The organism is Achromobacter aloeverae (assembly GCF_004121055.1).
GTDB lineage: Bacteria > Pseudomonadota > Gammaproteobacteria > Burkholderiales > Burkholderiaceae_B > Bordetella_C > Bordetella_C aloeverae.
In genome coordinates, this window is sequence record NZ_PYAL01000004.1 from 243,516 (window position 1) to 267,288 (window position 23,773).

General features: G+C 67.6%; 20 protein-coding genes. 6 read left to right on the forward strand and 14 right to left on the reverse strand.

Annotation, left to right across the window (positions count from 1 at the left end):
• Positions 1-14: 14 nt before the first annotated feature.
• Both kdpA and kdpF read right to left on the reverse strand, forming a co-directional pair.
• Positions 15-1,826, reverse strand: a complete 1,812-nt coding sequence (gene kdpA / locus C7R54_RS15095; protein WP_129151268.1) for a potassium-transporting ATPase subunit KdpA — start codon at positions 1,824-1,826, stop codon at positions 15-17.
• On the reverse strand, positions 1,826-1,915 hold the full coding sequence (gene kdpF, locus C7R54_RS15100) for a K(+)-transporting ATPase subunit F (RefSeq protein WP_094852085.1): 90 nt from the start codon (positions 1,913-1,915) through the stop codon (positions 1,826-1,828). Before kdpF ends, kdpA begins: the two co-directional genes overlap by 1 nt.
• Before the next feature lie 629 nt (positions 1,916-2,544).
• On the opposite strand from kdpF, the gene C7R54_RS15105 reads away from it, so the two are divergent.
• Entirely contained in the window at positions 2,545-2,802 is a 258-nt protein-coding gene (locus C7R54_RS15105; protein WP_129151569.1) for a DUF4212 domain-containing protein, read from the forward strand.
• Positions 2,802-4,907: a sodium:solute symporter family protein gene (locus tag C7R54_RS15110; protein ID WP_129151269.1), complete on the forward strand. Its 2,106-nt coding sequence runs from the start codon at positions 2,802-2,804 to the stop codon at positions 4,905-4,907. Before C7R54_RS15105 ends, C7R54_RS15110 begins: the two co-directional genes overlap by 1 nt.
• Before the next feature lie 37 nt (positions 4,908-4,944).
• On the opposite strand, the gene C7R54_RS15115 is transcribed toward C7R54_RS15110, so the two are convergent.
• From C7R54_RS15115 to trxB, 3 genes are read right to left on the reverse strand one after another with little or no spacing between them, the layout of a single operon-like run.
• Positions 4,945-5,274 carry a DMT family transporter gene (locus C7R54_RS15115; RefSeq protein ID WP_129151270.1) on the reverse strand — a complete coding sequence of 110 codons (330 nt, stop codon included), beginning with the start codon at positions 5,272-5,274 and terminating at the stop codon, positions 4,945-4,947.
• A gap of 9 nt (positions 5,275-5,283) precedes the next feature.
• The gene (locus C7R54_RS15120) at positions 5,284-6,075 is read right to left on the reverse strand and encodes a Smr/MutS family protein (RefSeq protein WP_129151271.1); all 792 of its coding nucleotides are present in this window, start codon (positions 6,073-6,075) and stop codon (positions 5,284-5,286) included.
• The gene (gene trxB / locus C7R54_RS15125) at positions 6,059-7,021 is read right to left on the reverse strand and encodes a thioredoxin-disulfide reductase (protein WP_129151272.1); all 963 of its coding nucleotides are present in this window, start codon (positions 7,019-7,021) and stop codon (positions 6,059-6,061) included. Before trxB ends, C7R54_RS15120 begins: the two co-directional genes overlap by 17 nt.
• Before the next feature lie 43 nt (positions 7,022-7,064).
• On the opposite strand from trxB, the gene C7R54_RS15130 reads away from it, so the two are divergent.
• A complete protein-coding gene (locus C7R54_RS15130; protein WP_129151273.1) occupies positions 7,065-9,437 on the forward strand; it encodes a DNA translocase FtsK in 2,373 nt (790 codons plus the stop codon).
• A gap of 119 nt (positions 9,438-9,556) precedes the next feature.
• Positions 9,557-10,183 carry an outer membrane lipoprotein chaperone LolA gene (gene lolA, locus C7R54_RS15135; protein ID WP_129151274.1) on the forward strand — a complete coding sequence of 209 codons (627 nt, stop codon included), beginning with the start codon at positions 9,557-9,559 and terminating at the stop codon, positions 10,181-10,183.
• A gap of 56 nt (positions 10,184-10,239) precedes the next feature.
• On the opposite strand, the gene C7R54_RS15140 is transcribed toward lolA, so the two are convergent.
• The 9 genes from C7R54_RS15140 to C7R54_RS15180 form a co-directional block, all read right to left on the reverse strand.
• Complete coding sequence (locus C7R54_RS15140) at positions 10,240-10,653, reverse strand: RidA family protein (RefSeq protein WP_129151275.1); 414 nt, start codon at positions 10,651-10,653, stop codon at positions 10,240-10,242.
• Between the two features lie 154 nt (positions 10,654-10,807).
• On the reverse strand, positions 10,808-12,286 hold the full coding sequence (locus C7R54_RS15145; RefSeq protein WP_129151276.1) for an N-acyl-D-amino-acid deacylase family protein: 1,479 nt from the start codon (positions 12,284-12,286) through the stop codon (positions 10,808-10,810).
• Positions 12,287-12,290: 4 nt separating this feature from the next.
• Positions 12,291-13,163 (reverse strand): MurR/RpiR family transcriptional regulator, encoded by an 873-nt coding sequence (locus tag C7R54_RS15150; protein ID WP_129151277.1) that lies wholly within the window; start codon positions 13,161-13,163, stop codon positions 12,291-12,293.
• 28 nt (positions 13,164-13,191) lie between these two features.
• Complete coding sequence (locus tag C7R54_RS15155) at positions 13,192-14,199, reverse strand: ABC transporter ATP-binding protein (RefSeq protein WP_129151278.1); 1,008 nt, start codon at positions 14,197-14,199, stop codon at positions 13,192-13,194.
• Positions 14,200-14,237: 38 nt separating this feature from the next.
• The gene (locus tag C7R54_RS15160) at positions 14,238-15,284 is read right to left on the reverse strand and encodes an ABC transporter ATP-binding protein (RefSeq protein ID WP_129151279.1); all 1,047 of its coding nucleotides are present in this window, start codon (positions 15,282-15,284) and stop codon (positions 14,238-14,240) included.
• A gap of 3 nt (positions 15,285-15,287) precedes the next feature.
• On the reverse strand, positions 15,288-16,163 hold the full coding sequence (locus C7R54_RS15165) for an ABC transporter permease (protein WP_129151280.1): 876 nt from the start codon (positions 16,161-16,163) through the stop codon (positions 15,288-15,290).
• Complete coding sequence (locus C7R54_RS15170) at positions 16,163-17,101, reverse strand: ABC transporter permease (protein WP_129151281.1); 939 nt, start codon at positions 17,099-17,101, stop codon at positions 16,163-16,165. Before C7R54_RS15170 ends, C7R54_RS15165 begins: the two co-directional genes overlap by 1 nt.
• Entirely contained in the window at positions 17,102-18,676 is a 1,575-nt protein-coding gene (locus C7R54_RS15175) for an ABC transporter substrate-binding protein (protein WP_129151282.1), read from the reverse strand.
• 99 nt (positions 18,677-18,775) lie between these two features.
• Entirely contained in the window at positions 18,776-20,050 is a 1,275-nt protein-coding gene (locus C7R54_RS15180; RefSeq protein WP_129151283.1) for an amino acid deaminase, read from the reverse strand.
• A 674-nt stretch (positions 20,051-20,724) separates the two neighbouring features.
• Here C7R54_RS15180 and C7R54_RS15185 point away from each other — a divergent pair.
• Together C7R54_RS15185 and serS are read left to right on the forward strand one after the other, a co-directional pair.
• On the forward strand, positions 20,725-22,029 hold the full coding sequence (locus C7R54_RS15185) for a replication-associated recombination protein A (RefSeq protein ID WP_129151284.1): 1,305 nt from the start codon (positions 20,725-20,727) through the stop codon (positions 22,027-22,029).
• 250 nt (positions 22,030-22,279) lie between these two features.
• Entirely contained in the window at positions 22,280-23,623 is a 1,344-nt protein-coding gene (serS, locus tag C7R54_RS15190) for a serine--tRNA ligase (RefSeq protein ID WP_129151285.1), read from the forward strand.
• Positions 23,624-23,773: the final 150 nt, after the last annotated feature.

Consider the following 23,773-nt stretch of genomic DNA (forward strand, 5'->3'; position numbering starts at 1 on the left):
TGACCCCAGGCCTTCTACGATCCTGGCGCCTGGCCTTGCAGATGCTCGGCCACGGGCCCCAGGGCCAGCGCCGGCACGTAGGTCAGCGCGCCTACCAGCAGCACCGAGCCGATCAGCAGCACGACGAACAGCGGGCCGTGGGTGGGCATGGTGCCGGCGCTCGCCGGGATGCGCCGCTTGGCGGCCAGGGAGCCGGCCATGGCCAGGATGGGAACGATCACGGCGAAGCGGCCGAACCACATCGCCAGGCCCAGCAGCACGTTGTAGAAGGGCGTATTGGCGGACAGGCCGGCGAAGGCGCTGCCATTGTTGTTGGCGGCCGAGGTCACGGCATAGAGGATTTCCGAGTAGCCATGCGCGCCGGGGTTGGCCACGCCGGCCTGGCCCGCGGCCACGCTGACGGCCACCGCGGCGCCGGCCAGCACCAGCAGCGGCGTGGCCAGGATGACGATGGAGGTCATCTTCATCTCGTAGGCCTCGATCTTCTTGCCCAGGTATTCCGGCGTGCGGCCTATCATCAAGCCCGCGATGAACACCGCCAGGATGGCGAAGCCCAGCATGCTGTAGAGGCCGGAGCCCACGCCGCCGAACACCACTTCGCTCAACTGCATCAGCAGCAGGGGTGCGAAACCGCCCATGGCCGACAGGGAATCGTGCATGGCGTCCACCGCGCCGCAGGAGGCCGCCGTCGTCACGGTCACGAACAGCGACGTGGCGTTCAGGCCGAAGCGGGTCTCCTTGCCCTCCATATTGCCGCCCGGGCTGATGGCCGTGCTGGCTGCGTCGACGCCTTGCTGCGCCAGCATGGGGTTGGGCCGGCCTTCGTAATGTCCCACGATCAGCGCGAAGGCGATGAACAGCAACGTCATCGACGCGAGCACCGCCAGGCCCTGGCGCCGGTCGCCGACCATTTCGCCGAAGGTGAAGCACAGGGCGGCAGGCAGGATGAGGATGGCCAGCATCTGCACGAAGTTGGACAGCGCGGTCGGGTTCTCATAGGGGTGCGCGGAATTCGCATTGAAGAATCCGCCGCCGTTCACGCCCAGCAGCTTGATGGCTTCCTGCGAGGCGACCGGTCCCATGGCCAGCGTCTGCGTGGTGGCGGTGGCGGGTTCGGTGACCGGCTGGCCGGCCTGGTCCAGCACGGGCTGGCCGGCGGCGTCGAGCTTGGGCTGGGTGTATTGCACCGGCTCGACCAGCGGCACTTCCTTGTAGGCGTCGAAGTTCTGGATCACGCCCTGGCCCGCGAAGAACAGCGCGACAAGGAAGGACAGCGGCAACAGCACATAGAGCGTGGCGCGCGTCATGTCGACCCAGAAATTGCCCACCGTGCGCGCGCCATGGCGAGCGAAGCCGCGGATCAGCGCGAGCACCACGCCGATGCCCGTGGCCGCGGAGACGAAGTTCTGCACCGTCAGCACCAGCATCTGCGTCAGGTAGCTCATCGTCGATTCGCCGCCATAGCCCTGCCAATTGGTGTTCGTGACGAAGCTGATGGCGGTGTTCAGCGCCGAATCCGGCGCTACCGGGCCGAATCCGGCGGGGTTCAGCGGCAGCAGGCCTTGGGCGCGTTGCAGGACATAGGTGGCCAGCGTGCCCAGCACGCTGAACACGAGCACGGCGGCGGCGTAGCGCTTCCAGTCCATTTCGGCGTCGGGGCGGATGCCGCCGACGCGATAGACCAGCCGCTCCAGCGGCCGGCCCCAGGCGGTCAGGCGCGATTGCCCGTCCTCCATGACGTTGCGGATATAACGCCCCACCCAGGGCGCGAGCAAGAGGAGCACGACGAGAAAGCACCCCAGCAAGCCCAGGAAACGGATGTCCATCAGAATTTCTCCGGCTTGAAGAGGGCGACCAGCAAATAGATGAAGAGCAGCAGCGCCAGCGCGCCGCTGACCAGGTAGAGCCAGCTCATGAGCGGTCTCCTCGCAGCAACACGTCGCAGAACTCGTACAGCGCCATCGTCAGCGCGGCGCAGATGGCCATGATGGCCAGATAGACAACGTCCATATCGTTTCTCCCGGGGCGGATCGCCCGTCAGCGCCGGCAAGAGAATGGGCCGGCGGGACGGTAGGCAGATTAGGGACGCGGCGATAAAAACGGGGTAAAGGTTGGCGGCGCGGCTGTAAAGAAGATATAAATGCGTCCAGCCGCCCGCACGGATGTGGGCGTCGCTGGCCAGAGTGGCCCATCCGGATGGGCTGGGTTTTTGCACCACTTTGAGTACAAATGGGGTTTCCCATCGGCCGAATGGCGGGGGAATAGGGGATTTTCGAGGGAAAGCACCAACATGGTGCGGGATTTAAGTAAATGAATGCCCCTTCCTAGGGCATACCCCTAGTGTCACAATCCCGCAGTTGGTGCAGAATTCTGGTCATGCAGGTGAGGAGACAAATGCCCTGCATGGGCTAAACCGGGCGGCACCGGTATATATAAAAAAAGGCTGTACCTTTATAAAAGCAAAACGCGCAACGGCTGGCACCAGGCAGTGCCAGCCGTTGTCGCATTCAGGGATCACATTCAGGATCGCATTCAGTGGCCGATCTGCCCCAGGAGCTGCCGAACGACTCCCGCCACGCATCCGCCTGGCGCCGCAACCTGCGCTGGACCCTGCTGCTGTTGTGCCTGTGGGCCGCCTTGACCTTCCTGCCCGCATGGTTCGCCCGCGACCTGCCGTATACCGTGATGGGGTGGCCGCTTTCCTTCTGGATGGCCGCCTATGGCGCGCCCCTTGCCTATCTTCTCGTCGTCATCGCCTACGCCCGCGTCATGAACCGGGGTGACGACGCCTGGGACGAATAATGCTGTTTGGCGGCGAGACCCAGCGGGAACTGGACGTGCAGCTGCGGCGTATCTACGTCTTGTACGCCGCCGGCTTTGCCCTGCTGATCCTGGTCCTGGCCCTGTGCGAAGTCCTGGGCATGGCGCGCAACTGGATAGGCTATGTCTTCCTGCTGGTCACCGTCAGCCTGTATGCGGGCATAGGCATCGTCTGCCGCACCTCGGACTCGGTCGAATACTACGTGGCCGGCCGGCGCGTTCCCGCGTTCTACAACGGCATGGCCACGGCGGCCGACTGGATGTCGGTCGCATCCTTCATTGGCGTGGCGGGCACGCTGTACCTGACCGGCTATGGCGGCCTGGCCTATGTCATGGGCTGGACCGGCGGCTACGTGCTGGTGGGCCTGTTGCTGGCGCCCTATCTGCGCAAGTTCGGCCAGTACACCTTGCCGGACTTCCTCGGCGCCCGCTACGGCGGCAATCTTCCGCGGCTGGCCGGCGTGGCCTGCGCCTTCCTGTGCTCCTTTACCTACCTGGTGGCGCAGATCTACGGCGTGGGCATCATCACCACGCGCATGACGGGCATCTCCTTCGAACTGGGCATTTTCGTGGCGCTGGGCGGCATGCTCGTATGTTCGTTCCTGGGCGGCATGCGGGCCGTCACCTGGACCCAGGTCGGGCAATTCATCATTCTCATCATCGGGTACCTGGTGCCGGTGATCTGGCTGTCGCTCAAGGTCGCGGGCGGTCCCGTGCCGCAGTGGTCGGCCGGCCCCGTCATGCAGCAGGTGATCCATACCGAGGAGCGCCTGCGCGACGATCCCAAGGAAGTGGCGGTACGCCGGCTCTGGCAGGCGCGCGCCGACCAGATGGATGCGCGGCTGCGCAGCCTGCCGCAATCCTGGGTGACCGAGAAGGTCATCTTGCGGGACCGGCTGGCGGCCTTGATGGCGGCGGACGCGCCGTCGGTGGAAATCCGCTCGGTCGAGCGCGAGCTGGCCGCGTATCCCGCCGATCCGGAGCAGGCGCGCCTGGCCTGGTTCCAGGCCCGCAACGAATACCAGGCGCGAGCCCAGCCGCCCGTGCCGTCGGCGCAGCCGTATCCGGGCGCCACGCCCGTCGAGCGCGCCGACCTGCGCAACAACTTCCTGGCCTTGATGCTGTGCCTGATGATGGGAACGGCGGGGCTGCCGCATGTATTGATGCGCTCCTACACCACGCCCTCGGTGGGCGCCGCGCGCCGGTCCGTGGCCTGGTCGCTGCTGTTCATCCTGCTGCTGTACCTGATGGCGCCGGCCTTGGCGGTACTGATCAAGCAGGTCATCTACAGCACCCTGGTGGGATCGCGTTATACGGACCTGCCGGATTGGGTGCACGCCTGGAGCGCGGTCAGCCCGGGCCTGCTGGATGTCACCGACGTCAACGGCGACGGCCTCGTGCAGCTGGACGAAATCAGCATGGGGGCGGACATGATGGTGCTGGCGGCCCCCGAGATCGGCGGCCTGCCTTACGTCGTGTCCGGGCTGGTCGCGGCGGGCGGGCTGGCCGCTGCCTTGTCCACCGCGGATGGCCTGTTGCTGACCCTCTCCAACTCGCTCTCGCACGACATGTGGTACCGGGTGGTGTCGCCGCGCATGGCGGCCAACCGGCGCGTGCTGGTGTCCAAGGTGCTGCTGCTGGCCGTCGCCTTCGCGGCGGCCTGGGTGGCGGCGCGCAAGCCGGCCGACATCCTGTTCATGGTGTCGGCGGCCTTTTCCTTCGCCGCGTCTTCCTTTTTCCCGGTCCTGGTGATGGGCATCTTCTGGAAGCGCGCCAACAAATGGGGCGCCACCCTGGGCATGGCGACGGGTTTGCTGGTGACCTTCTCCTACATGGCCCACACCCATCCGTGGCTGCGCGAGCTGGTGTTCGGTATCGACCGTACCCAGCCGGTGACCCTGTGGTGGGGCATACAGCCCATCGCGGCCGGGGTGTTCGGGGCGCCCGCGGCCTTCCTGGCCATCGTGCTGTTTTCGCTGTTGACCCCGCCGCCGGACGGGGCGACCCGCGCCCTGGTCGACTACGTCCGCAATCCTTCGTCGGCGCCCGTGGATGCCGCCGCGGCCCCGGGGGCGGACAGGGCGTGAAGCGCGGCGTGCGCCGCCCGGGGCATGTTTCGGCGCATCAGTGCTTCACCGCGTCGGAGAATACGTTCATCACGATGACGCCGGCCACGATCAGGCCGATGCCGATGAGGGCGGGCAGGTCCAGGTGCTGCTTGAAGAACACCAGGCCGATGAGGGAAATCAGCACGATGCCGACGCCGGACCAGATGGCGTAGGCGATGCCGACCGGGATTTCGCGCAGCGTCTGGGACAGGAAGTAGAACGACACCAGGTAGCCGACCACGGTGATCGCCGACGGCAGCAGGCGGGTAAATCCGTCGCTGGCCTTGAGGGCGCTGGTGGCGATCAGCTCGGCGCCGATGGCGATCGCCAGGTACAGCCACTTCATGGATTCCCCTTAGCGCTTGCCGCCTTCAACCTGTTTCAGGAGCACCAGCAGCGCGCCCGCGCCGCCGTGCCGTTCTTCGCTTTCCGAGAACGCCATGACCTCGGCTTTTTGCACGAGCCAGGTTCGTACCTTGTCCTTGAGGACCGGTTCCATGTCCAGCGATCCGTGCCCCTTGCCGTGCACGATGCGCACGCAGCGGATGCCGTACTCCAGGCATTCGTCCAGGAAGGAAAACAAGGCGTGGCGGGCCTGCTCGACCCGCAGGCCATGCAGGTCCAGCTCCGCGCCGGTGCGCCAGGCGCCGCGGCGCAGGTTGCGGGCGGTGTCCGGGGCGGCATCGTGGCGGACGAAGGCGGTGCCATTTTCCGACAGGAAGCGCGTAACGTCGGCGCCGTCCGACACGCCGCCGTCGGCACGCGCGCCCGCGCCTTGCTCGCCCAGGGCATTGGCGCGGCGTATGGCCAGGCCGGGCGAGGTCGCTTTCGACTCGGCCGCGGGCGCGACATAAGTGGCCGCCCGGGCGGGCGTCTCCATCTTGCGCACGTTGCGCATGGCGCGCTGGAACAATTCGGGATCGTCGGGCAGGCCGTCGCCGGTCAACCCGTCGTCCTTGGCCGCGGCCTTGGCGGCCTTGGCGGCCGTGGCGGCGGCGGAGGGCCGCAGGGCGGCCGCGCGGGATGCCTCGCGCAGGCTGTCCCGCAGGCTTTTCAGTTCCTCGACATCGGCCAGGCTGCCCTTGGCGTGCCTGCCGCTCCCGCCTTGGGGATCCGGGCGTGCGCCCGGCTTATTGCTGCCCCGCATTTTCCAGCCAGCGTTGAGCGTCCAGGGCGGCCATGCAGCCGGTGGCGGCGCTGGTGATCGCCTGGCGGTAGACGTGGTCCTGTACGTCGCCGGCGGCGAAGACGCCGGGCACGGACGTCATGGTCGCCATGCCGGACAGGCCGCTGCGCGTGACGATGTAGCCGTCCTTCATGTCCAGCTGGCCCTGGAAGATGTCCGTGTTCGGATGGTGGCCGATGGCGATGAAGGCGCCTTTCACGGCGATATCCTCGGTGGCGCCGTCCTGGGTGCCGCGGATGCGCACGCCGGTCACGCCGCTGTCGTCGCCCAGCACTTCCTGCAGTTCGGCGAACAGCTTCAGTTCCATGTTGCCGTTCTGGACCTTTTCCATCATCCGGTCGACCAGGATGGGTTCGGCGCGGAACTTGTCGCGGCGGTGGATGACCGTGACCTTGCGGGCGATATGGGACAGGTAGAGCGCTTCTTCCACGGCGGTGTTGCCGCCGCCGACCACGACCACGTCCTGGTTGCGGTAGAAAAAGCCGTCGCAGGTGGCGCAGCCGGACACGCCCTTGCCCATGAAGGTTTCCTCCGACGGCAGGCCAAGGTATTTGGCCGACGCGCCGGTGGCGATGATCAGGGCGTCGCAGGTATAGACGTTGCCGCCGTCGCCCGTCAGCTTGAACGGCCGTTGCGTCAGATCCACGCTGGCGATGTGGTCAAAAAGGATTTCGGTGTTAAAACGTTCCGCGTGCTGCTGGAAACGCTGCATCAAGTCGGGGCCCTGGACGCCGTCGACATCGGCCGGCCAGTTGTCGACTTCCGTCGTGGTCATGAGCTGGCCGCCCTGGGCCAGGCCGGTCACCAATACCGGTTTCAGGTTCGCACGGGCGGCATACACCGCGGCGGTATAGCCGGCGGGACCGGAACCGAGGATCAGCAATTGGGCATGTTTCGAAGTCGTCATCGGGCACACTGAGCAAAGTGGATGCCCAATTATAATGAGGCCTATGCCGCGTATTTCAACCGCTACCCCGCGCGCCTCGCGCAATACCCGTAACGGGCCGTCCCCCCTGCAGACGCGATTGTCGTCGCTGTTGCGGGAAGCCCGCTGGATTCTGTTCGCCGCCATGGCGGCCTGGCTCACCCTGGTGCTGGCCACCTGGAGTGCGACCGACCCGGGCTGGTCGCATTCGGTTCCGGCCGGCGTCGTACACAACAAGGGCGGCACGCTGGGCGCCTATCTTTCCGATATCCTGCTGTACCTGTTCGGCTATTCCGCCTGGTGGTGGGTCGTGCTGCTGCTGCACCGCGTCCGTGCCGGCTATCGCCGCCTGGCCAGTCATCTCCGCGTAACAGGCAACGGCGACGCCGAACTGCCGCGCGTGCATTGGGAACAGGGGCTGGGTTTCGTCTTGTTACTTGTGGGGTCCATGGGCCTGGAAGCCTTGCGGCTGTACACGCACGGCGCCCATCTGCCGGGCGGTTCGGACGGCGGCAACGGTTCCGGCGGCGTGATTGGCCACTCCCTGGCCGGCCTGCTGTCCAATGCCCTCGGTTTCACCGGCGGCACCCTGGTGTTCCTGGTGCTGGTGGCCGCCGGGCTCAGCCTGTTCTTCGCGTTTTCCTGGCTGACGGTGGCCGAGCGCCTGGGCGGCGCGATGGAAGGCCTGATCCGCCGGACGCGCGACTCGGTGGCGGCGCGGGAAGACCGCAAGCTGGGCGAAGTGGCTTATGCCGAGCGCAGCGAGCAGGTCGTCGCCAAGCAGGAGAAATTGGTGCACGAGCAGCCGGTGCGCATCGAGCCGGCGATTACGGTGGTGCCCAAGTCCGACCGCGTGCAACGCGAGAAGCAGCAGTCGCTGTTCACCGCCGCCGACGTCGGCGAGGAAGGCGACCTGCCGGCCATCGGCCTGCTGGATCCGCCGGCGACCAACCAGGAAACGGTATCGGCCGAGACCATTGAATTCACGTCGCGACTGATCGAAAAGAAGCTGGCCGATTTCGGGGTCAGCGTCACCGTGGTGGCGGCACAGGCCGGACCGGTCATTACGCGCTATGAAATCGAGCCGGCCACGGGGGTCAAGGGTAGCCAGGTGGTCAACCTGGCGAAGGACCTGGCGCGCGCCCTGAGCCTGGTCAGCATCCGCGTGGTCGAGACCATCCCCGGCAAGAACCTGATGGGGCTGGAGCTGCCCAATCCGCGTCGCCAGACCGTCCGCCTGTCGGAAATCCTGGGGTCGCAGACCTATCACAGCAATTCGTCGGTCGTCACCATGGCGCTGGGCAAGGATATCGCCGGCCATCCCGTGGTGGCCGACCTGGCCAAGATGCCCCACCTGCTGGTGGCCGGGACCACCGGTTCCGGGAAGTCGGTGGGGATCAACGCCATGATCCTGTCCCTGCTGTACAAGGCCGACGCCTCGCACACGCGCCTGATCCTGATCGACCCCAAGATGCTCGAAATGAGCGTCTACGAGGGCATTCCCCACCTGCTGGCGCCGGTGGTGACGGACATGCGCCACGCGGCCAACGCGCTGAACTGGTGCGTCGGCGAAATGGAGAAACGCTACCGCCTGATGAGCAAGATGGGCGTGCGCAACCTGGCGGGCTACAACGCCAAGATCCGCGACGCCATCAAGCGCGAGGAGCCCATACCCAATCCGTTCTCGCTGACCCCGGACCAGCCCGAGCCCTTGCAGCCGCTGCCGACCATCGTGGTGGTCATCGACGAGCTGGCGGACCTGATGATGGTGGTGGGCAAGAAGATCGAAGAGCTGATCGCCCGCCTGGCGCAGAAGGCGCGCGCCGCCGGCATCCACCTGATCCTGGCGACGCAGCGGCCCAGCGTGGACGTGATCACCGGGCTGATCAAGGCCAACATCCCCACCCGCATCGCCTTCCAGGTGTCGTCGAAGATCGATTCGCGCACCATCCTGGATCAGATGGGCGCCGAAACCCTGCTGGGCCAGGGCGACATGCTGTACATGCCGCCGGGCACGGGCTTGCCCGTGCGCGTGCACGGCGCCTTCGTTTCCGACGAGGAGGTGCACCGCGTGGTCGAGCACCTGAAGGCGCAGGGCGAGCCGAATTATGTGGACGGCCTGCTGGAAGGCGGCGTCGAAGGCGAGACCGGCGAAGGCGGAAGCAGCGTGACCGGCTTCAACGACGCCGAGAGCGATCCGATGTACGACCAGGCCTGCGAAGTCGTGCTCAAGCACCGACGCGCGTCGATTTCGCTGGTCCAGCGCCACCTGCGCATCGGCTACAACCGCGCCGCGCGCCTGCTGGAGCAGATGGAGCACGCGGGCATGGTGTCGCCCATGCAATCCAACGGCAACCGGGAGATCCTGGTGCCGGCATCCGCCAGCGAGGAAGCTTGATGATCCCCTTTTTGCAAGGCGGTACCTTGGGGGCACGTACACGAGGTGCTTTTGCCTCGTACCTCCGTGCCTCGTACCTAGCGCCTTTTCGTGCCCCGTACATCCGCGCCCGTCGCGGCATGGCGGCCGTGGCGGTGGCCCTGGCCCCGCTGCTGGCGCCCGGCGCGGCCTGGGCGGCCAGCGCCCAGGAACAGTTGAAGTCCTTCGTCGCCACGGTGACCTCGGCCAGCGGCAATTTCAGCCAGGTCACCACGGGGGCGGCCGGAGCGCCTTCCGCGCGTCCCAAGCCGCCGCAAAGCGGCACGTTTTCCTTCCAGCGTCCCGGCCGCTTCCGCTGGGCGGTGCAGAAGCCCTATGAACAACTGATCGTGTCCGACGGCAAGCAGGTCTACCAGTACGACCCCGACCTGGCCCAGGTCACCGTGCGCAAGGTCGACAAGGCCATCGGCACGTCGCCGGCGGCCATCCTGTTCGGGGAGGGGTCGCTGGAGCAGTCCTTCGACGTCAGTCCGCTGCCGGCCCGCGACGGGCTGGAGTGGTTGCGCGCCAAGCCGCGCAGCAACGACGCGGGGTTCTCGCGCGTGGATATCGGCTTCAAGGACAACCTGCCGGCGCGCATCGAACTGCTCGATGCCTTCGGGCAGACCACGCGCGTTGATCTGTCAGGCATCGCGCCCAACCCCCGGCTGGGCGACAAGGACTTCCAGTTCGTCCCGCCCAAGGGCGTGGATACCGTGCAGATGTGAGCACAGGGCGGGGCGCCGCCCCGCCGCATCGGCTTGGCCCTGGCCCTGGCGCTTGCTCAGGGCTGCTTGTATGCGACGCAGTCGACCTCGACCTTGGCGTCGACGACCAGGCGCGATTCCACGCAGGCGCGCGCCGGCGGGTTGTCGCCGAAATAGCTCTTGAACACCTTGTTGAAGGACGCGAAATCGCGGGCGTCGTCGAGCCAGACGCCGCAGCGCACGACGTGTTCCGGACCGTAGCCGGCCTCGGCCAGGATGGCGAGCACCTGCTGGATGGCCTTGTGCGATTGCGGCACGATGCCGCCGGCAACGACCTCGCCGTCCTCCATCGGCACCTGGCCGGAAACGAACAGCCAGCCGCCCGCGGCGACCGCGCGTGCGAAGGGCATGTGCGTACCGCCCTGGCCGGTGCCACCGGCGACGCCGTAGCGGGTGATGCCGTTGCTATCGGATGTAGGGGCCTTGCTCATGGGAATGCTCCTGTAGAAAAAGAAGGGGACCGCTATTTCCCGGCGGCGCCGTCCTTGCCTGCCCGGCCTGCCGGCCGCCCGCCAAGGCTGCGCGTCGCTGGCGCTCCGTTCGCGCCAGGCCGGGTTGCCGGCCGGACCCTGCCGACCGGATCGTTCATTCCGGCATGCCGCCGGCGAAGCTCGCGCGCAGGTCGCCCGAACGTGGCAGCCACCGTCCCGCGCGGCGGCCGCTGGCCACGCCGTCGCGATACGACAGCACGCCGTTGACCCAGACCGCATCGATGCCGCTGCTGGCCTGCACCGGCTCGCTGAACGTCGCCTGGTCCTTGACGGTGAGGGGGTCGAACAGCACCAGGTCGGCGTGATAGCCCTGCCGCACCAGCCCGCGTTCGGCCAGGCCGAAGCGGGCGGCCGACAGGCCCGTCATCTTGTGCACGGCCTGGGCCAGCGGAAACAGGCCGAGGTCGCGGCTGTAATGGCCCAGCACGCGCGGAAACGCGCCCCACAGGCGGGGATGGGGATGCGGGTCGTTGGGCAGGCCGTCCGAGCCTATCATCGTCAGGCGGTGCTTGAGCACGCGCTGCACGTCGTCCTCGCGCATCCCGTGATAGACGGCGCCGGCCGGCTGCAGGCGCGCGGCGGCCTCCAGCAGCGGCACGCCCCAGTCGGCCGCGATGTCGGCCAGCGGCCGGCCGGCCTGTTCGGGATGCGGCGTGGACCACGTGATGTCGATGCGGAAATCGCTGGTCACCTGTTTCAGGTCCAGCGTCGACGAGCTGGCGGAATAGGGATAGCAGTCGCAACCCACCGGTTGCAGTCGGCCGGCGCCTTCCAGGCTGGCCAGCACTTCGGTCGTGCGGCCCCAGTTGCCGGCGCCGGCGCATTTCAGGTGCGAAACCACCAGGGGCACGCGCGCGTGCGCGGCCACCTCGTAGGCCTCTTCCATGGCCTGGAGGATGGCGGCGAATTCCGATCGCAGGTGCGTGGTGTAGAGCGCGCCGAATTCGTCCAGCACTTCGGCCAGCGCCTTGACCTCGGCGGTGTCCGCCTCGTAGGCGGACGCATAGGCCAGCCCCGTGCTCAGGCCGATGGCGCCGTGCGCCAGGGCTTCTCGCAACTGCGCACGCATGGCTTCGATCTCGCCCGCGCCGGCCTTGCGATCGAGCCGGTCCATGTGGTTGTTGCGCAGGGCGGTGTGGCCGACCAGGGCGGCCACGTTGACCGCGGGCCGGGCCGCCTCGACGGCGCGGGTGTAATCCGCGAAGCTGGGGTATTGGAAGTCCTGGCGCTCGCCCAGCAGGTTCATGGGGTCGGGCGGGTCGCCACGCAGGGTCACCGGGGCCGCGCTGATGCCGCAGTTGCCGACCACCACCGTGGTGACGCCTTGCGAAAGTTTGGGCAGCATGCCGGGCGTGCGGATGACGTTGGTGTCGTCGTGGGTATGGACGTCGATAAATCCTGGCGCCAGCACCCGGCCCTTGCCATCCACGGTTTCCATGGCGCTCCCGGCGGCCAGGGTCCCGGGCGCGGCGATGGCCGCGATACGGCCGTCGCGCAGCGCCACGTCGGCGTCATGGCCGGCCGTCCCGCTGCCGTCGAGCACATGGACGGAGGCGATCAGGGTGTCGTACATCGTTTCAATCTCCCAGGGGCAGCCGGTTGGGGCCGCCCCGGTATTCGTCCAGCGCCAGCTTGATGCGGCGCAGGCGATCGCGGGTCTCTTCCTGCCGCGCCATGGCCAGTTCGGTGGCCAGCAGGTCGATGGCCAGCATCATGGCGTAGCGGGAAGCGGAAGGCTTGTAGATAAAGTCGGTTTCGTCGGTGCGCACCGGCAGCACGACGTCGGCCATCTCGGCCAGCGGCGAGCCGGCGTCGGTCAGGGCCACGATGCGGGCGCGGTACTGCTTGACGATGCGCGCGCCGGACAGCATTTCGGGCGTCAGGCCCGAGGCCGACAGCATGATGACGGCATCGCGTTCGTCCAGCGTGGCCGCCACCATGCGCAGCAGCACCGCATCGCTGTAGGCCGCCACCGGATAGCCCAGCCGCACCAGGCGCGATTGCATTTCCTGCGCCAGCACGGCGGAGGCGCCGCCCATGCCGAAGACATAGGTCATGCGCGCATTGCGCACGATGTCCATGGCCTGCTCGAACAGGTTCTCCGTGTACATGGGCAGGTGAGCGCGCAGGGTGCTTTCGATATCGGCGTAGATGCGGGCGTAGAAGGTGCTTTCCTCCGCCGGCGCCGCGCGGTCGAGAAAGCGCGTGCCCACCGCGCTGGCCTGCGCCAGCTTCATCTTGAGGTCGCGCGTGTCGTCGCAGCCGACCGACCGGGCGAAGCGCGAGATGGTGGCGTTGCTCACGCCGGCCTTTTCGGCCAGCTGGTCCACCGTGGCGCCGGCGGCGTGGATGATGTCGTCCAGGATGGCATCGGCCACCTTGCGCTCGGTGGCGCTGAGCGTATCGCGGCGGCTGCGGATCTGGTAGACGATATCGCGGACGGTGTTCATGCGGGAGGCTCCGGACAAGGGCGGGGAGTCAGGCGTTCTGTAGTTCGTCGACGCGCACGCAGGCCGCATGATGGCCCGCGCCGACCGGCGCCGCCTCGGGCACCCGCTCGGCGCATACCGGCAGGGCGTGGGGACAGCGGGTACGGAAGACGCAGCCCGAAGGTGGATTCAAGGGGCTGGGGATATCCCCCTTCAGCAGGATGCGCTTGCGCGCGGCGCGCGGGTCGGGCACCGGCGCGGCGGACAACAGCGCGCGAGTATACGGGTGGCGGGGCCGGGCGTAGACCTCGCGCGTGGGACCGCGTTCCATGACGCGGCCCAGGTACAGCACCACCACCTCGTCGCAAAGGTAGTTGACCACCGCCAGGTCGTGCGCCACGAACAGCATGGTCAGGCCGAGATCGCGTTGCAGGTCCTGCAGCAGGTTCAGCACCTGGGCCTGCACCGATACGTCCAGGGCGGACACCGGCTCGTCGGCGACGATGAAGTCCGGCTCCACGGCCAGCGCGCGGGCGATGCCAATGCGCTGGCGCTGGCCGCCCGAGAATTCGTGCGGGTAGCGGGCGCGATGGTCGGCGTTCAGGCCGACGCGGGTGAGCAATTCGCCGATGCGTTCGTCGCGGCGGCCGCGCGCGAGGCCATGGGTATCCAGCGCCTCGCCGATGATCTCGGCCACCGTCATGCGCGGGTTGAGGCTGGCGTAGGGGTCCTGGAAAACGATCTGCATGCGCCGGCGCCAGGGCAGCATCTGCCTTTCATCAAGCTTGCCGATGTCGACGCCGTCGAAGCGCACTTCGCCGCCGGTGGCCGCCAGCAGGCGCAGCAGCGCGCGGCCGGTGGTGGTCTTGCCGGAGCCGGATTCGCCGACCAGGCCGACGATGGTATTGCGCCGCACATCGAAGCTGACGCCATCGACCGCGCGCACCACCGGCGCGTCGCGGCGCGAGGACGTCGGGAAATGCACGCGCAGGTCGCGCACGCTCAGCAGCGGTTCGGCCGGCGCGGCATCGCCGGGGCAGCCGAGTGCTGCTCCCATTGCTTCTCCCTTCGTTGCGCCCTGTTGGGTGGATATGTTCATGACTTCACGACCTTGATGCAGCGCGCACGGTGTTCCGGGCGCACGGGTAGCAGTTCGGGGACCGCGCGGGTACAGTCCTCGGCAGCCAGAGGGCAGCGCGGGGCGAAGGTGCAGCCGCCCGGCAGGCTGAGCACGCTGGGCACATTGCCCGGGATGGCGCGCAGCCGTTCGCCGGAAGCCAGGAGGGCGTCGGTGGGTATGCAGGAAAGCAGGCCGCGCGTGTACGGGTGCGTGGGTTGTTCGAAGAGGTCGTAGACGCCGGCGTCCTCGACCACGCGGCCGGCGTACATCACCGCCACGCGGTGGGCGATTTCCGCCACCACGCCCAGGTTGTGGGTGATGAAGAGGATGCTCATGCGCAACTCTTCCTGCAGGCGGCGCAGCAGGTCGAGGATTTGCGCCTGCACGGTGACGTCCAGGGCGGTGGTGGGTTCGTCGGCGATCAGGACGGAGGGGTTGCAGGCCAGCGCCAGGGCGATCATGACGCGCTGGCGCATGCCGCCCGACATCTGGTGCGGATACTCGCCGATGCGCTTCGCGGCGGCGGGAATTTCCACCCGTTCCAGCATCTCCTTCGCGCGCGCCATGGCCGCCGCCCGGCTGCCGCCTTCGTGCTGCAGCACGGCTTCGGCGATCTGGTCGCCTACCGTATACAGCGGGTTCAGGCTGGTCATGGGCTCCTGGAAGATCATGGCGATCTCGGCGCCGCGGATGCGCCGCAGCGTGGCCGCGCTGGCATGGGCGAGGTCGTGCTCGACGCCGGCGCGGTCGCGGAAGCGGATGCTGCCGGCCTCGATGCGGCCGGCGGGCTTGGGCAGCAGGCCCATGATGGACAGGCTGGTCACCGACTTGCCGGAGCCGGATTCGCCGACGATGGCCAGGGTCTCGCCCCGCGCCAGGTCGAAGGTCACGCCGTCGACCGACTTGGCGACGCCGTCGCGGCTATGGAACCAGGTTTTCAAGCCCCGGACGGACAGGACCACGTCCCTGTCCGGGTTGGGGTTTTCGTTCAGAGGGGGCGCCTCGGCGCGATTCGCGCTCATCGTTCAAAGCTCCTTGCGCAGGCGCGGATCGAGCACGTCGCGCAGTCCGTCGCCCACCAGCTGGAGGGACAACACCGACAGCACGATGGCGATCCCCGGGAAAATCATGATCCAGTCGGCCGAGCCCATGTATTGCTGGCCGGCGTTGATCATCGTGCCCCAGGTGGGGATGTCGGGGGACACGCCCACGCCCAGGAAGGACAGGCCGGCCTCGGCCAGGATGGCATAGGCGAAGATGAAGGTGCCCTGCACCAGGATGGGCGAGACCAGGTTGCGCAGCACGTGCACGGTGACGATGCGCCAGGTCGATACGCCCAGGGCGCGCGCGGCCTCGACGAAGGGCAGTTCCCGTATCACCAGCGTCGATGCGCGCACGATGCGCGCCAGGCGGGGCGTGTATACGATGCCCAGCGCGATCACCACGTTGATCACCGACGGACCCAGCGCCGCCACCAGCGAGATGGCCAGCAGGATGTCGGGGAAGGCCATCATGGCGTCGATCAGCCGCGACACGAATTTGTCGGCGCCGCGGAAGAAGCCGGCCAGCAGGCCCAGGGCGATGCCCAGCACGCTGGACAGTATCACGACCGAAAAGCCCACGGTCAGCGACAGGCGGCCGCCGTAGACGACGCGGCTGAAGACGTCGCGGCCGAAATCGTCGGTGCCGAACCAGTGGGCGGCGCTGGGCGCCTTCAGGCGGCTCATGATGGACAGCTTGTAGGGGTCGTAGGGGCTGATCATGGGCGCCAGCACGGCGGCGGCGACCAGCACCACCAGCACGATCAGGCTGACCAGCACCGTCTTGCGCGCCACCAGCAGGCGCAGGACCTGCCAGCGGTCGGCGCCGGCGGCGGAGGCAGGGGTAGCGAGAGAGGTCATCAGTAGCGCACCCGGGGGTCGACCAGCAGGTAGAGCAGGTCGATGAACAGATTGATGAGGACATAGATGGCGGCGATCACCAGCAGCGCACCCTGGATGACGGGGTAGTCGCGCCGCAGCACCGCCGACACCACCAGGCTGCCCACGCCGGGCAGGCCAAAGACCGTCTCGGTTACCACCGCGCCGCTGACCAGGAGGGCGGTGGTCAGGCCCAGCACGGTCAGGATGGGGATCAGCGCGTTGCGCACCGCGTGCTTGAGGATCACCTTGCGTTCCGGCAAGCCCTTGGCGCGGGCCGTGCGCACATAGTCGTCGCGCAGGACGTCCAGCATGCTGGCGCGGATGAAACGGGTGATCAGCGCGGAGTTGACCAGGCCCAGCACCACGGCGGGCAGGATCAGGTGCGACAGGCGGGTGGCGATGGACGCGTCGGGACCGCCATAGCCCGACACCGGCAGCCAACCCAGCTTCACCGAGAACACCTGCATCAGCAGCAGGCCCAGCCAGAAACTGGGCACGCTGGAGGTGAACATGGAGAAGCTGAGCACCGACTGGTCCAGCGTCGTGCCGCGCTTGACCGCGGACAGGATCCCCACCGGCAGCGCGATGGCGCTGGCGATGAGCAGCGACATCAGGGTCAGCCAGAACGTGGGCTCGGCGCGATCGGCCAGGGCCGACAGCACGGGCTTGTTCAGGAAGATGGACTGGCCCAGGTCGCCCTTGGCCAACTGGCCCAGCCAGGTGACGTATTGCACCGGCAGCGGCTGGTCCAGCCCAAGCCGCGCGCGCAGCGCGGCGATGTCCTGCTGGCTGGCCTCTGGGCCCAGCATCACCGCCGCCGGATCACCCGGCGTAACCCGGATGATCACGAAGACGATCGTGGCCACCAGGAACATCACCGCGACCAGGCCGAGCAGCCGGTTGATCAGGTAGCGCATTTATTTCGCCGCCTTCCAGGCGTTCCAGAAATACGGCCAGGGCGCCGGCGTCACGCCTTGCAGCGACGGCGACTTGGCGGCCACGGCGTTGAAGTCGCCGACCTTGATGAAGGGCACCTCGTCGAAGATGGCCTGCTGCACGTCCGCCCAGCGCTTGACGCGTTCGTCCTGGCTGGTGGCGCGGTTGAAGGCGTCCAGCACCTGGTTGCGGCGCGGCGTGTCCCACCAGCCCGGCGCGTCCTTGGACGGGAAGTCGATGAGCGCGGGCTCCGGCAGGAAGGGGCTGTGGGTGATGAAAATGTCCCACAGGGCGGGGTCCTGGCGGCGCTGCGTCAGGGTCGCCCAGTCGACCACCTGCATGTCGACCTTGAAGCCGGCCTGCTTGAGGTACTCGGCGGCGACGAGGGCCATCTTGTAGTGGAATTCGTACTGCTGGCTGGTCAGGATGCGGATGGTGCGGTCGGTGGCGCCCGACGATTCGAGCAGCTTCTTCGCGCCGGCCACGTCGCCCTTGTTGTAGACCTGCGTGCCCTGCGTGGTGTGCCAGGGATAGCCTTCGGGATACATGGCGCCGTCGACGGCGTAATAGGCCTTGTCGCCGAAGGCGGCGAACAGCATGTCCTCCTCGTTCAACGCCATCTGCACGGCCTGGCGTACCTTTACGTTGGACATGATGCCTTGCTTGGTATTGAGCACCAGGCGCGGCCAGCCGAAGGGCTTGAGCACCACGGCTTCGGACTTGCCCGACTTCAGCTTGGCGGCGGATTCGACCGGGATGGAGTCGACGTATTCATACTGGCCCGCCACCGCGCTTTCGATACGGGTGTTGGCATTGCTGACCGGCACGAAGCGGATCTCGTCCAGGTATTGCTTGCGGGCGCCGCCGTAGCCGTCCGGTTCGCCGGCGCGCGACTTGTAGCCGTCGAAGCGCACCAGTTGCAGGTATTGGTCGGGCACGCGCGCCTTCAGCTTGTAGGGGCCGGTGCCGATGAATTCGGTGAGCGGGGTGGCGATCTTGTCCTTGGGCAGGATCACGGCGGCGGCATTGTTCATGGCCAGCAGCGCGGTCAGCGGCGCGTAGGGCTGCTTCAGCGTGATCGTCACCGTGTGGTCGTCGGTGGCGGCGATGCCGGTGATCAACTGGGCGGCCTGCTTGCCGCGCGAGGCCACGGTGGTCCAGCGCTGCAGGGACGCGACGACGTCCGCGGCGGTCATCCTGGCGCCGTCATGGAAGGTGACGTCCTGGCGCAGGGGGATGGTGTAGGTCTGGCCATCGGCGCTGATCTTGGGCAGCGTTTCGGCCAGCAGCGGCGTCACGTTCCACTTGGCGTCGAAGGTGTAGAGGGTTTCGAAGATGTGTTGCGTGAGTATGCCCACCAGGTCGGCGGTGCTTGCCATGGGGTCCAGGGTAGGCGGCTCGCCGATGGTGGCGACCGACAGGGTGCCGCCCTTGACCGGCGGCCCGGCCGTCGCGTTGGCGGCTTGCGCGCCGCCGGCCAGGAAGGCCAGGCCCAGGGCGCTGGCCAGCAGGAAGTTCTTCAGCCCGTCGCGGCGACGGGAGATCGTGGCGTTCATCGAGCGTGCTCCTAAGGTTGATCAGGGCGGACCGGGCCGTCCCGCAAACGCGTAGCGGGGTGGACCCTGCGTAAGACTGTGCTGCGGAAAAGACGGGAATCAGAAAAAGGTCTGGACGACTTCGGTGATCCGCCAGTCGTCGTTCACCAGCAGCACCTGTTTCCATTTGTCGAAGGTCAGGCAGGGGTGGGAAATATCGAAACCGATCATGTCGCCGACCTGGATATCGGCGCCGTCGTCGATCTGCATGAAGGCGTGCTGGTCCATCATGGCCGTCAGTTTCCAGGCCTGCGGAGCGTTGGCGGGCTGGGGGGCCTGCTGGCCGGGACGGTAGTGCAGCGCCGGCACCGGCAGGCCGGCATCGAAGGCGGCGTCGCGCTTGCCCAGGCCGATGATGGCGCGGCCCGGTTCGGGCAGCGACTGGACATAGGCCCAGACTTGCAGCGCGGGCAGCAGGCCCGGTTCCATGTGGCGCGCCACTTCGTTGTTGGCGTTGATGCGGGCGGCGGCGCCGCGGTAGATGCCGACGTCGTGAGTCAGGTAGCAGCCGGGGCGCAGCACGATTTCCAGCGGGCGGCCGATGTCCAGGCCGGAAAACTCCTCGGCCACCACGTCGTACCAGGCCGAACCCGCGCCGGAGATCAGCGCGGACCCGCCGGCGGCCAGGCGGCCGTCGTCCTGCAGGCGGCGCAGGGTGCCGGTGGCGCGGCGCAGGAAGGCGCGGATCAGGGCTTCGTCCTGCAGCACGCCCTCGTAGATCTCGATGCCGGACAAGGCCAGAGCGGCGGGCCAGCGGGCGATTTCGGCCAGCACGGCATCGAGCTGGGCGTCGTCGCGCACGCCGGTGCGGCCGCCGGCCACGCCCAGTTCGACCAGCACGCGCAGCGTCTGGCCGCGCTCGGCGAAATAGGCGCCCAGCGCGGCGGCGTTGGCGGCGGAGTCGACGATGCAATAGAAGACGAAATCCGGGTCGCGCAGGAGGTCGGCGACCAGGGCCATGTTGGCGCGGCCGACCAGCTGGTTGGCCATCAGGATGCGGCGCACGCCGTGGCGGTAGGCGGCATTGACCTGCGGGGCGGTGGCGAGGGTGATGCCCCAGGCGCCGCCGTCGAGCTGGCGTTTGAACAGCGCTGGGCTCATGGTGGTCTTGCCGTGGGGGGCCAGTTGGACCTGGTAGGCGTGGATGAAACGCTGCATCCATTCCAGGTTGTGGCGGACGCGGGTCTCGTAGAGAACCGCGGCGGGCAGGCTGACGTCCTCGGCGAGCAGGTTCCAGGCGAGCGCGGGGACCTGCTCCAGGCTACAGGGGCCGTCCAGGCGGCCCAGGCCTTTGCCGTCCGGGTCCAGGGGGGGATAGGGGGCGATGGTGGTCATGGATAACCTCGGCTTGGCGGGAGCGGGGCCGTCGTGGGGCCACGGGATTGCTTGGGTTCGTCTGTCCTGGCGTCTGGATGGTTTGAAAATAATTACCAGATCACTCGGTTTTTTGGATTATCCTGAAAATAATTTACAGGTGCATTCGGGGTTTTCCCAGGGGAGGGTGTTCCGAGGGGGCTGTGGCCCCTCGACCCCCTGGCGGGGTGTTCCGAGGGGGCTGCGCCCCTCGACCCCCTGGCGGCGTGTTCCGAGGGGGCTGTGGCCCCTCGACCCCCTGGCGGGGTGTTCCGAGGGGGCTGCGCCCCTCGACCCCCTGGCGGCGTGTTCCGAGGGGGCTACGGCCCTCGACCCCCTGGCGGGGTGTTCCGAGGGGGCTGCGCCCCTCGACCCCTGGCGGGGTGTTCCGAGGGGGCTGCGCCCCTCGACCCCTGGCGGGGTGTTCCGAGGAGGCTGCGCCCCTCGACCCCCTGGCGGGGTGTTCCGAGGGGGCTACGCCCCTCGACCTCCTGGCAGGGGGCTCCGAGGGGCGCAGCCCCTCGACTCCTGGGGGCCCGGGGAGGCTGGGCTCCCCGGCTTCGGGCGCGGGTATGCCGGGGGGCCGTGCCCCTAGGCCTCTTGGAGGGCCGTGCCCCTCCGTCCCATCGCTTCTTCACATCTGGTGTAATGACGCGATGAACGATCTTTTCAAGGCCCAGCCTATTCCTCCCCTGGCCGAAGCATTGCGGCCCAAGACGCTGGACGAGGTGGTCGGCCAGTCGCACCTGCTGGGGCCAGGCAAGCCCCTGCGGCTGTCCTTCGAATCCGGACGCCCGCACTCGATGATCCTCTGGGGCCCCCCCGGCGTGGGCAAGACCACGCTGGCGCGGCTCACCGCGTCGGCCTTCGACTGCGAATTCATCGCGCTGTCCGCCGTGTTCTCGGGCGTGAAGGACATCCGCGCCGCCATGGACCAGGCCGAGCGCAACCTCAGCCTGCACAAGCGCACCATCCTGTTCGTCGACGAAATCCACCGGTTCAACAAATCCCAGCAGGATGCATTGTTGCCGTATGCCGAGTCCGGCCTGGTAACGCTGATCGGCGCGACGACGGAGAATCCCTCGTTCGAGGTCAATTCGGCGCTGCTGTCGCGTTCCCAGGTCTATGTGCTGAAGTCCCTGACCGAGGAGGAATTGAAACTCCTGGTCGAGAAAGCCCGCGCCCAGGTCCTGTCGCACCTGAACTTCGATGAAAAAGCCATCGACACCCTGGTCGGGTTCGCGGATGGCGACGCGCGCCGCATGCTCAATCTGCTGGAGCAGACCAGCGCGGCCGCGCAGGCGGCCAGCGTGACGGACATCGACGCCGTCTTCATCGAAAATGCGCTGACCTTGAATGCGCGCCGATTCGACAAGGGCGGCGACAACTTCTACGACCAGATATCGGCGCTGCACAAATCGGTCCGTGGCTCCAACCCGGATGCCGCGCTGTACTGGTTGACCCGCATGCTGGACGGCGGGGTCGATCCCAAATACCTTTCGCGGCGTATCGTCCGCATGGCGTGGGAAGACATCGGCCTGGCCGACCCGCGCGCCATGCAGATCGCCAACGACGCGGCGCTTACCTTCGAGCGCCTGGGCAGCCCGGAAGGCGAGCTGGCCTTGGGCCAGGCCGTCATCTACCTGGCCGTGGCGGCCAAGAGCAATGCCGGCTACATGGCTTACAACCAGGCGCGCGCCTTCGTGAAGCAGGACCGCAGCCGCGAAGTGCCGGTTCATCTGCGCAACGCGCCCACCAAGCTGATGAAGGAACTGGGGTACGGCCATGCCTACCGCTACGCCCACGACGAGCCCAATGCCTACGCGGCCGGCGAGACCTATCTGCCCGACGGCATGCGCGAACCCGGCTGGTACCAGCCCGTGCCCCGCGGCCTGGAAATCAAGATCGGCGAGAAACTGGCCTTGCTGAGAAAGTGGGACGAGGAAGCCGGCAAGGAGTAGGACGGGCGGGCACGGCATGGCGCCTTGCGCGCGCTACGGCATGGCCGCCATGCCGGGGCGACGGTCATGCCAAGGACCAGGCCGCGGCGGGACGCTAAAATCGGCGGACGGCGGTTCCCCGGGCAACCGGCGCGGCCCTGTCGGCGCCGGCCACGGCCGGCCGCCAGGGCCGCAGCCGGCCCGGCGGGGCACGCGTAGCGCGTCACCGCCGGGCTGCGTCCGCCTTCCGTTCAACTCACGCTGGATCATCATGCTAGACCCCACCCTGCTGCGCAAAGAACTGCAAACCGTCGTCGACCGGCTCAAGAGCCGCGGCGTCGACTTCGACACGGAACGCTTCAACGCGCTGGAGTCTCGCCGCAAGGCTGTCCAGACCGAGACCGAGTCCTTGCAGGCCAAGCGCAATGCGCTCGCCAAGCAGATCGGCCAGCTCAAGGCCAAGGGCGAGGACGCCTCGGCCGTCATGGCCGAATCGCAAGCGGTGCCCGTGCGCCTGAAGCAGTTGGAGGAAGAACTGGCGGAGGTGCAGGGCAGCCTCAACGAATGGCTGATGGCGATTCCCAACCTGCCGCACGCCAGCGTGCCGGTGGGCGGCTCCAGCGATGAAAACGTCGAGGTCCGCCGCTGGGTGCCCCAAGCCGGCGCGGATGGCAATCCGGCGCCGCTGGGCTTCGAACCCAAGGATCACGTTACGCTGGGCGAGCCGCTGGGACTGGATTTCGACATGGCGGCCAAGCTGTCGGGTGCGCGCTATGCCTTCATGCGCGGGCCCATCGCCCGCCTGCACCGTGCGCTCGCGCAGTTCATGCTGGACCTGCAGACCAACGTGCACGGCTACACCGAGTGCTATACGCCGTATATCGTCAACGCCTCGACGCTGTACGGCACCGGCCAGTTGCCCAAGTTCAAGGACGACATGTTCGCTGTCAGCAAGGGCGGCGGCGACGACGATCCCAAGGTTGACGAGCAGGGCAAGAGCTACGCCCGCGAAGACCAGTACCTGATTTCGACTTCCGAGATCACGCTGACCAGCGTGGCGCGCGACAGCATCCTGGCCGACGCGGACCTGCCGCTGCGCCTGACCGCCCATACGCCTTGCTTCCGGTCCGAGGCTGGCAGCGGCGGCCGCGATACCCGCGGCATGATCCGCCAGCACCAGTTCGACAAGGTCGAAATGGTGCAGATCGTCCGCCCCGACACGTCCTACGACGCGCTGGAGCAGATGGTGGGCCATGCGGAAAAGGTGCTGCAGCTGCTGGGCCTGCCTTACCGCGTGATGCTGCTGTGCACCGGCGACATGGGTTTCGGTTCCGCCAAGACCTATGACCTGGAAGTGTGGTTGCCGGCGCAGAACACGTGGCGGGAGATTTCGTCGGTGTCGAACTGCGAGAACTTCCAGGCTCGTCGCATGCAGGCCCGCTTCCGCAATGCCCAGGGCAAGCCGGAGTTCGTGCACACGCTCAACGGCTCCGGCCTGGCAGTGGGCCGCGCGCTTGTGGCCGTGCTGGAAAACGGGCAGCAGGCCGACGGCAGCATCGTGGTGCCTGAAGTGCTGCGTCCTTATATGGGCGGCATCGAAGTCCTGGGCGACTGAGGCGCGGCAGGCCGCCGGTCCGCACTGAAGGGGCCAAGGCAAAAAAAACGCTGCATGGGCGACCAGGCAGCGTTTTTCAACCTTCATTTTCCAGACCTGCTTTCAGGTCCCACCTACAGGTACTACCTACAGGCACCACCTTCAGGCCCC

Bases quoted from the DNA above. Each gene is read 5' to 3' on its own strand.
- kdpA (WP_129151268.1), bottom strand. From the start codon at position 1,826: ATGGACATCCGTTTCCTGGGCTTGCTGGGGTGCTTTCTCGTCGTGCTC.
- kdpF (WP_094852085.1), bottom strand. From the start codon at position 1,915: ATGAGCTGGCTCTACCTGGTCAGCGGCGCGCTGGCGCTGCTGCTCTTC.
- C7R54_RS15110 (WP_129151269.1), top strand. From the start codon at position 2,802: ATGCTGTTTGGCGGCGAGACCCAGCGGGAACTGGACGTGCAGCTGCGG.
- C7R54_RS15115 (WP_129151270.1), bottom strand. From the start codon at position 5,274: ATGAAGTGGCTGTACCTGGCGATCGCCATCGGCGCCGAGCTGATCGCC.
- C7R54_RS15120 (WP_129151271.1), bottom strand. From the start codon at position 6,075: ATGCGGGGCAGCAATAAGCCGGGCGCACGCCCGGATCCCCAAGGCGGG.
- trxB (WP_129151272.1), bottom strand. From the start codon at position 7,021: ATGACGACTTCGAAACATGCCCAATTGCTGATCCTCGGTTCCGGTCCC.
- C7R54_RS15130 (WP_129151273.1), top strand. From the start codon at position 7,065: ATGCCGCGTATTTCAACCGCTACCCCGCGCGCCTCGCGCAATACCCGT.
- lolA (WP_129151274.1), top strand. From the start codon at position 9,557: ATGGCGGCCGTGGCGGTGGCCCTGGCCCCGCTGCTGGCGCCCGGCGCG.
- C7R54_RS15140 (WP_129151275.1), bottom strand. From the start codon at position 10,653: ATGAGCAAGGCCCCTACATCCGATAGCAACGGCATCACCCGCTACGGC.
- C7R54_RS15145 (WP_129151276.1), bottom strand. From the start codon at position 12,286: ATGTACGACACCCTGATCGCCTCCGTCCATGTGCTCGACGGCAGCGGG.
- C7R54_RS15150 (WP_129151277.1), bottom strand. From the start codon at position 13,163: ATGAACACCGTCCGCGATATCGTCTACCAGATCCGCAGCCGCCGCGAT.
- C7R54_RS15155 (WP_129151278.1), bottom strand. From the start codon at position 14,199: ATGGGAGCAGCACTCGGCTGCCCCGGCGATGCCGCGCCGGCCGAACCG.
- C7R54_RS15160 (WP_129151279.1), bottom strand. From the start codon at position 15,284: ATGAGCGCGAATCGCGCCGAGGCGCCCCCTCTGAACGAAAACCCCAAC.
- C7R54_RS15165 (WP_129151280.1), bottom strand. From the start codon at position 16,163: ATGACCTCTCTCGCTACCCCTGCCTCCGCCGCCGGCGCCGACCGCTGG.
- C7R54_RS15170 (WP_129151281.1), bottom strand. From the start codon at position 17,101: ATGCGCTACCTGATCAACCGGCTGCTCGGCCTGGTCGCGGTGATGTTC.
- C7R54_RS15175 (WP_129151282.1), bottom strand. From the start codon at position 18,676: ATGAACGCCACGATCTCCCGTCGCCGCGACGGGCTGAAGAACTTCCTG.
- C7R54_RS15180 (WP_129151283.1), bottom strand. From the start codon at position 20,050: ATGACCACCATCGCCCCCTATCCCCCCCTGGACCCGGACGGCAAAGGC.
- C7R54_RS15185 (WP_129151284.1), top strand. From the start codon at position 20,725: ATGAACGATCTTTTCAAGGCCCAGCCTATTCCTCCCCTGGCCGAAGCA.
- serS (WP_129151285.1), top strand. From the start codon at position 22,280: ATGCTAGACCCCACCCTGCTGCGCAAAGAACTGCAAACCGTCGTCGAC.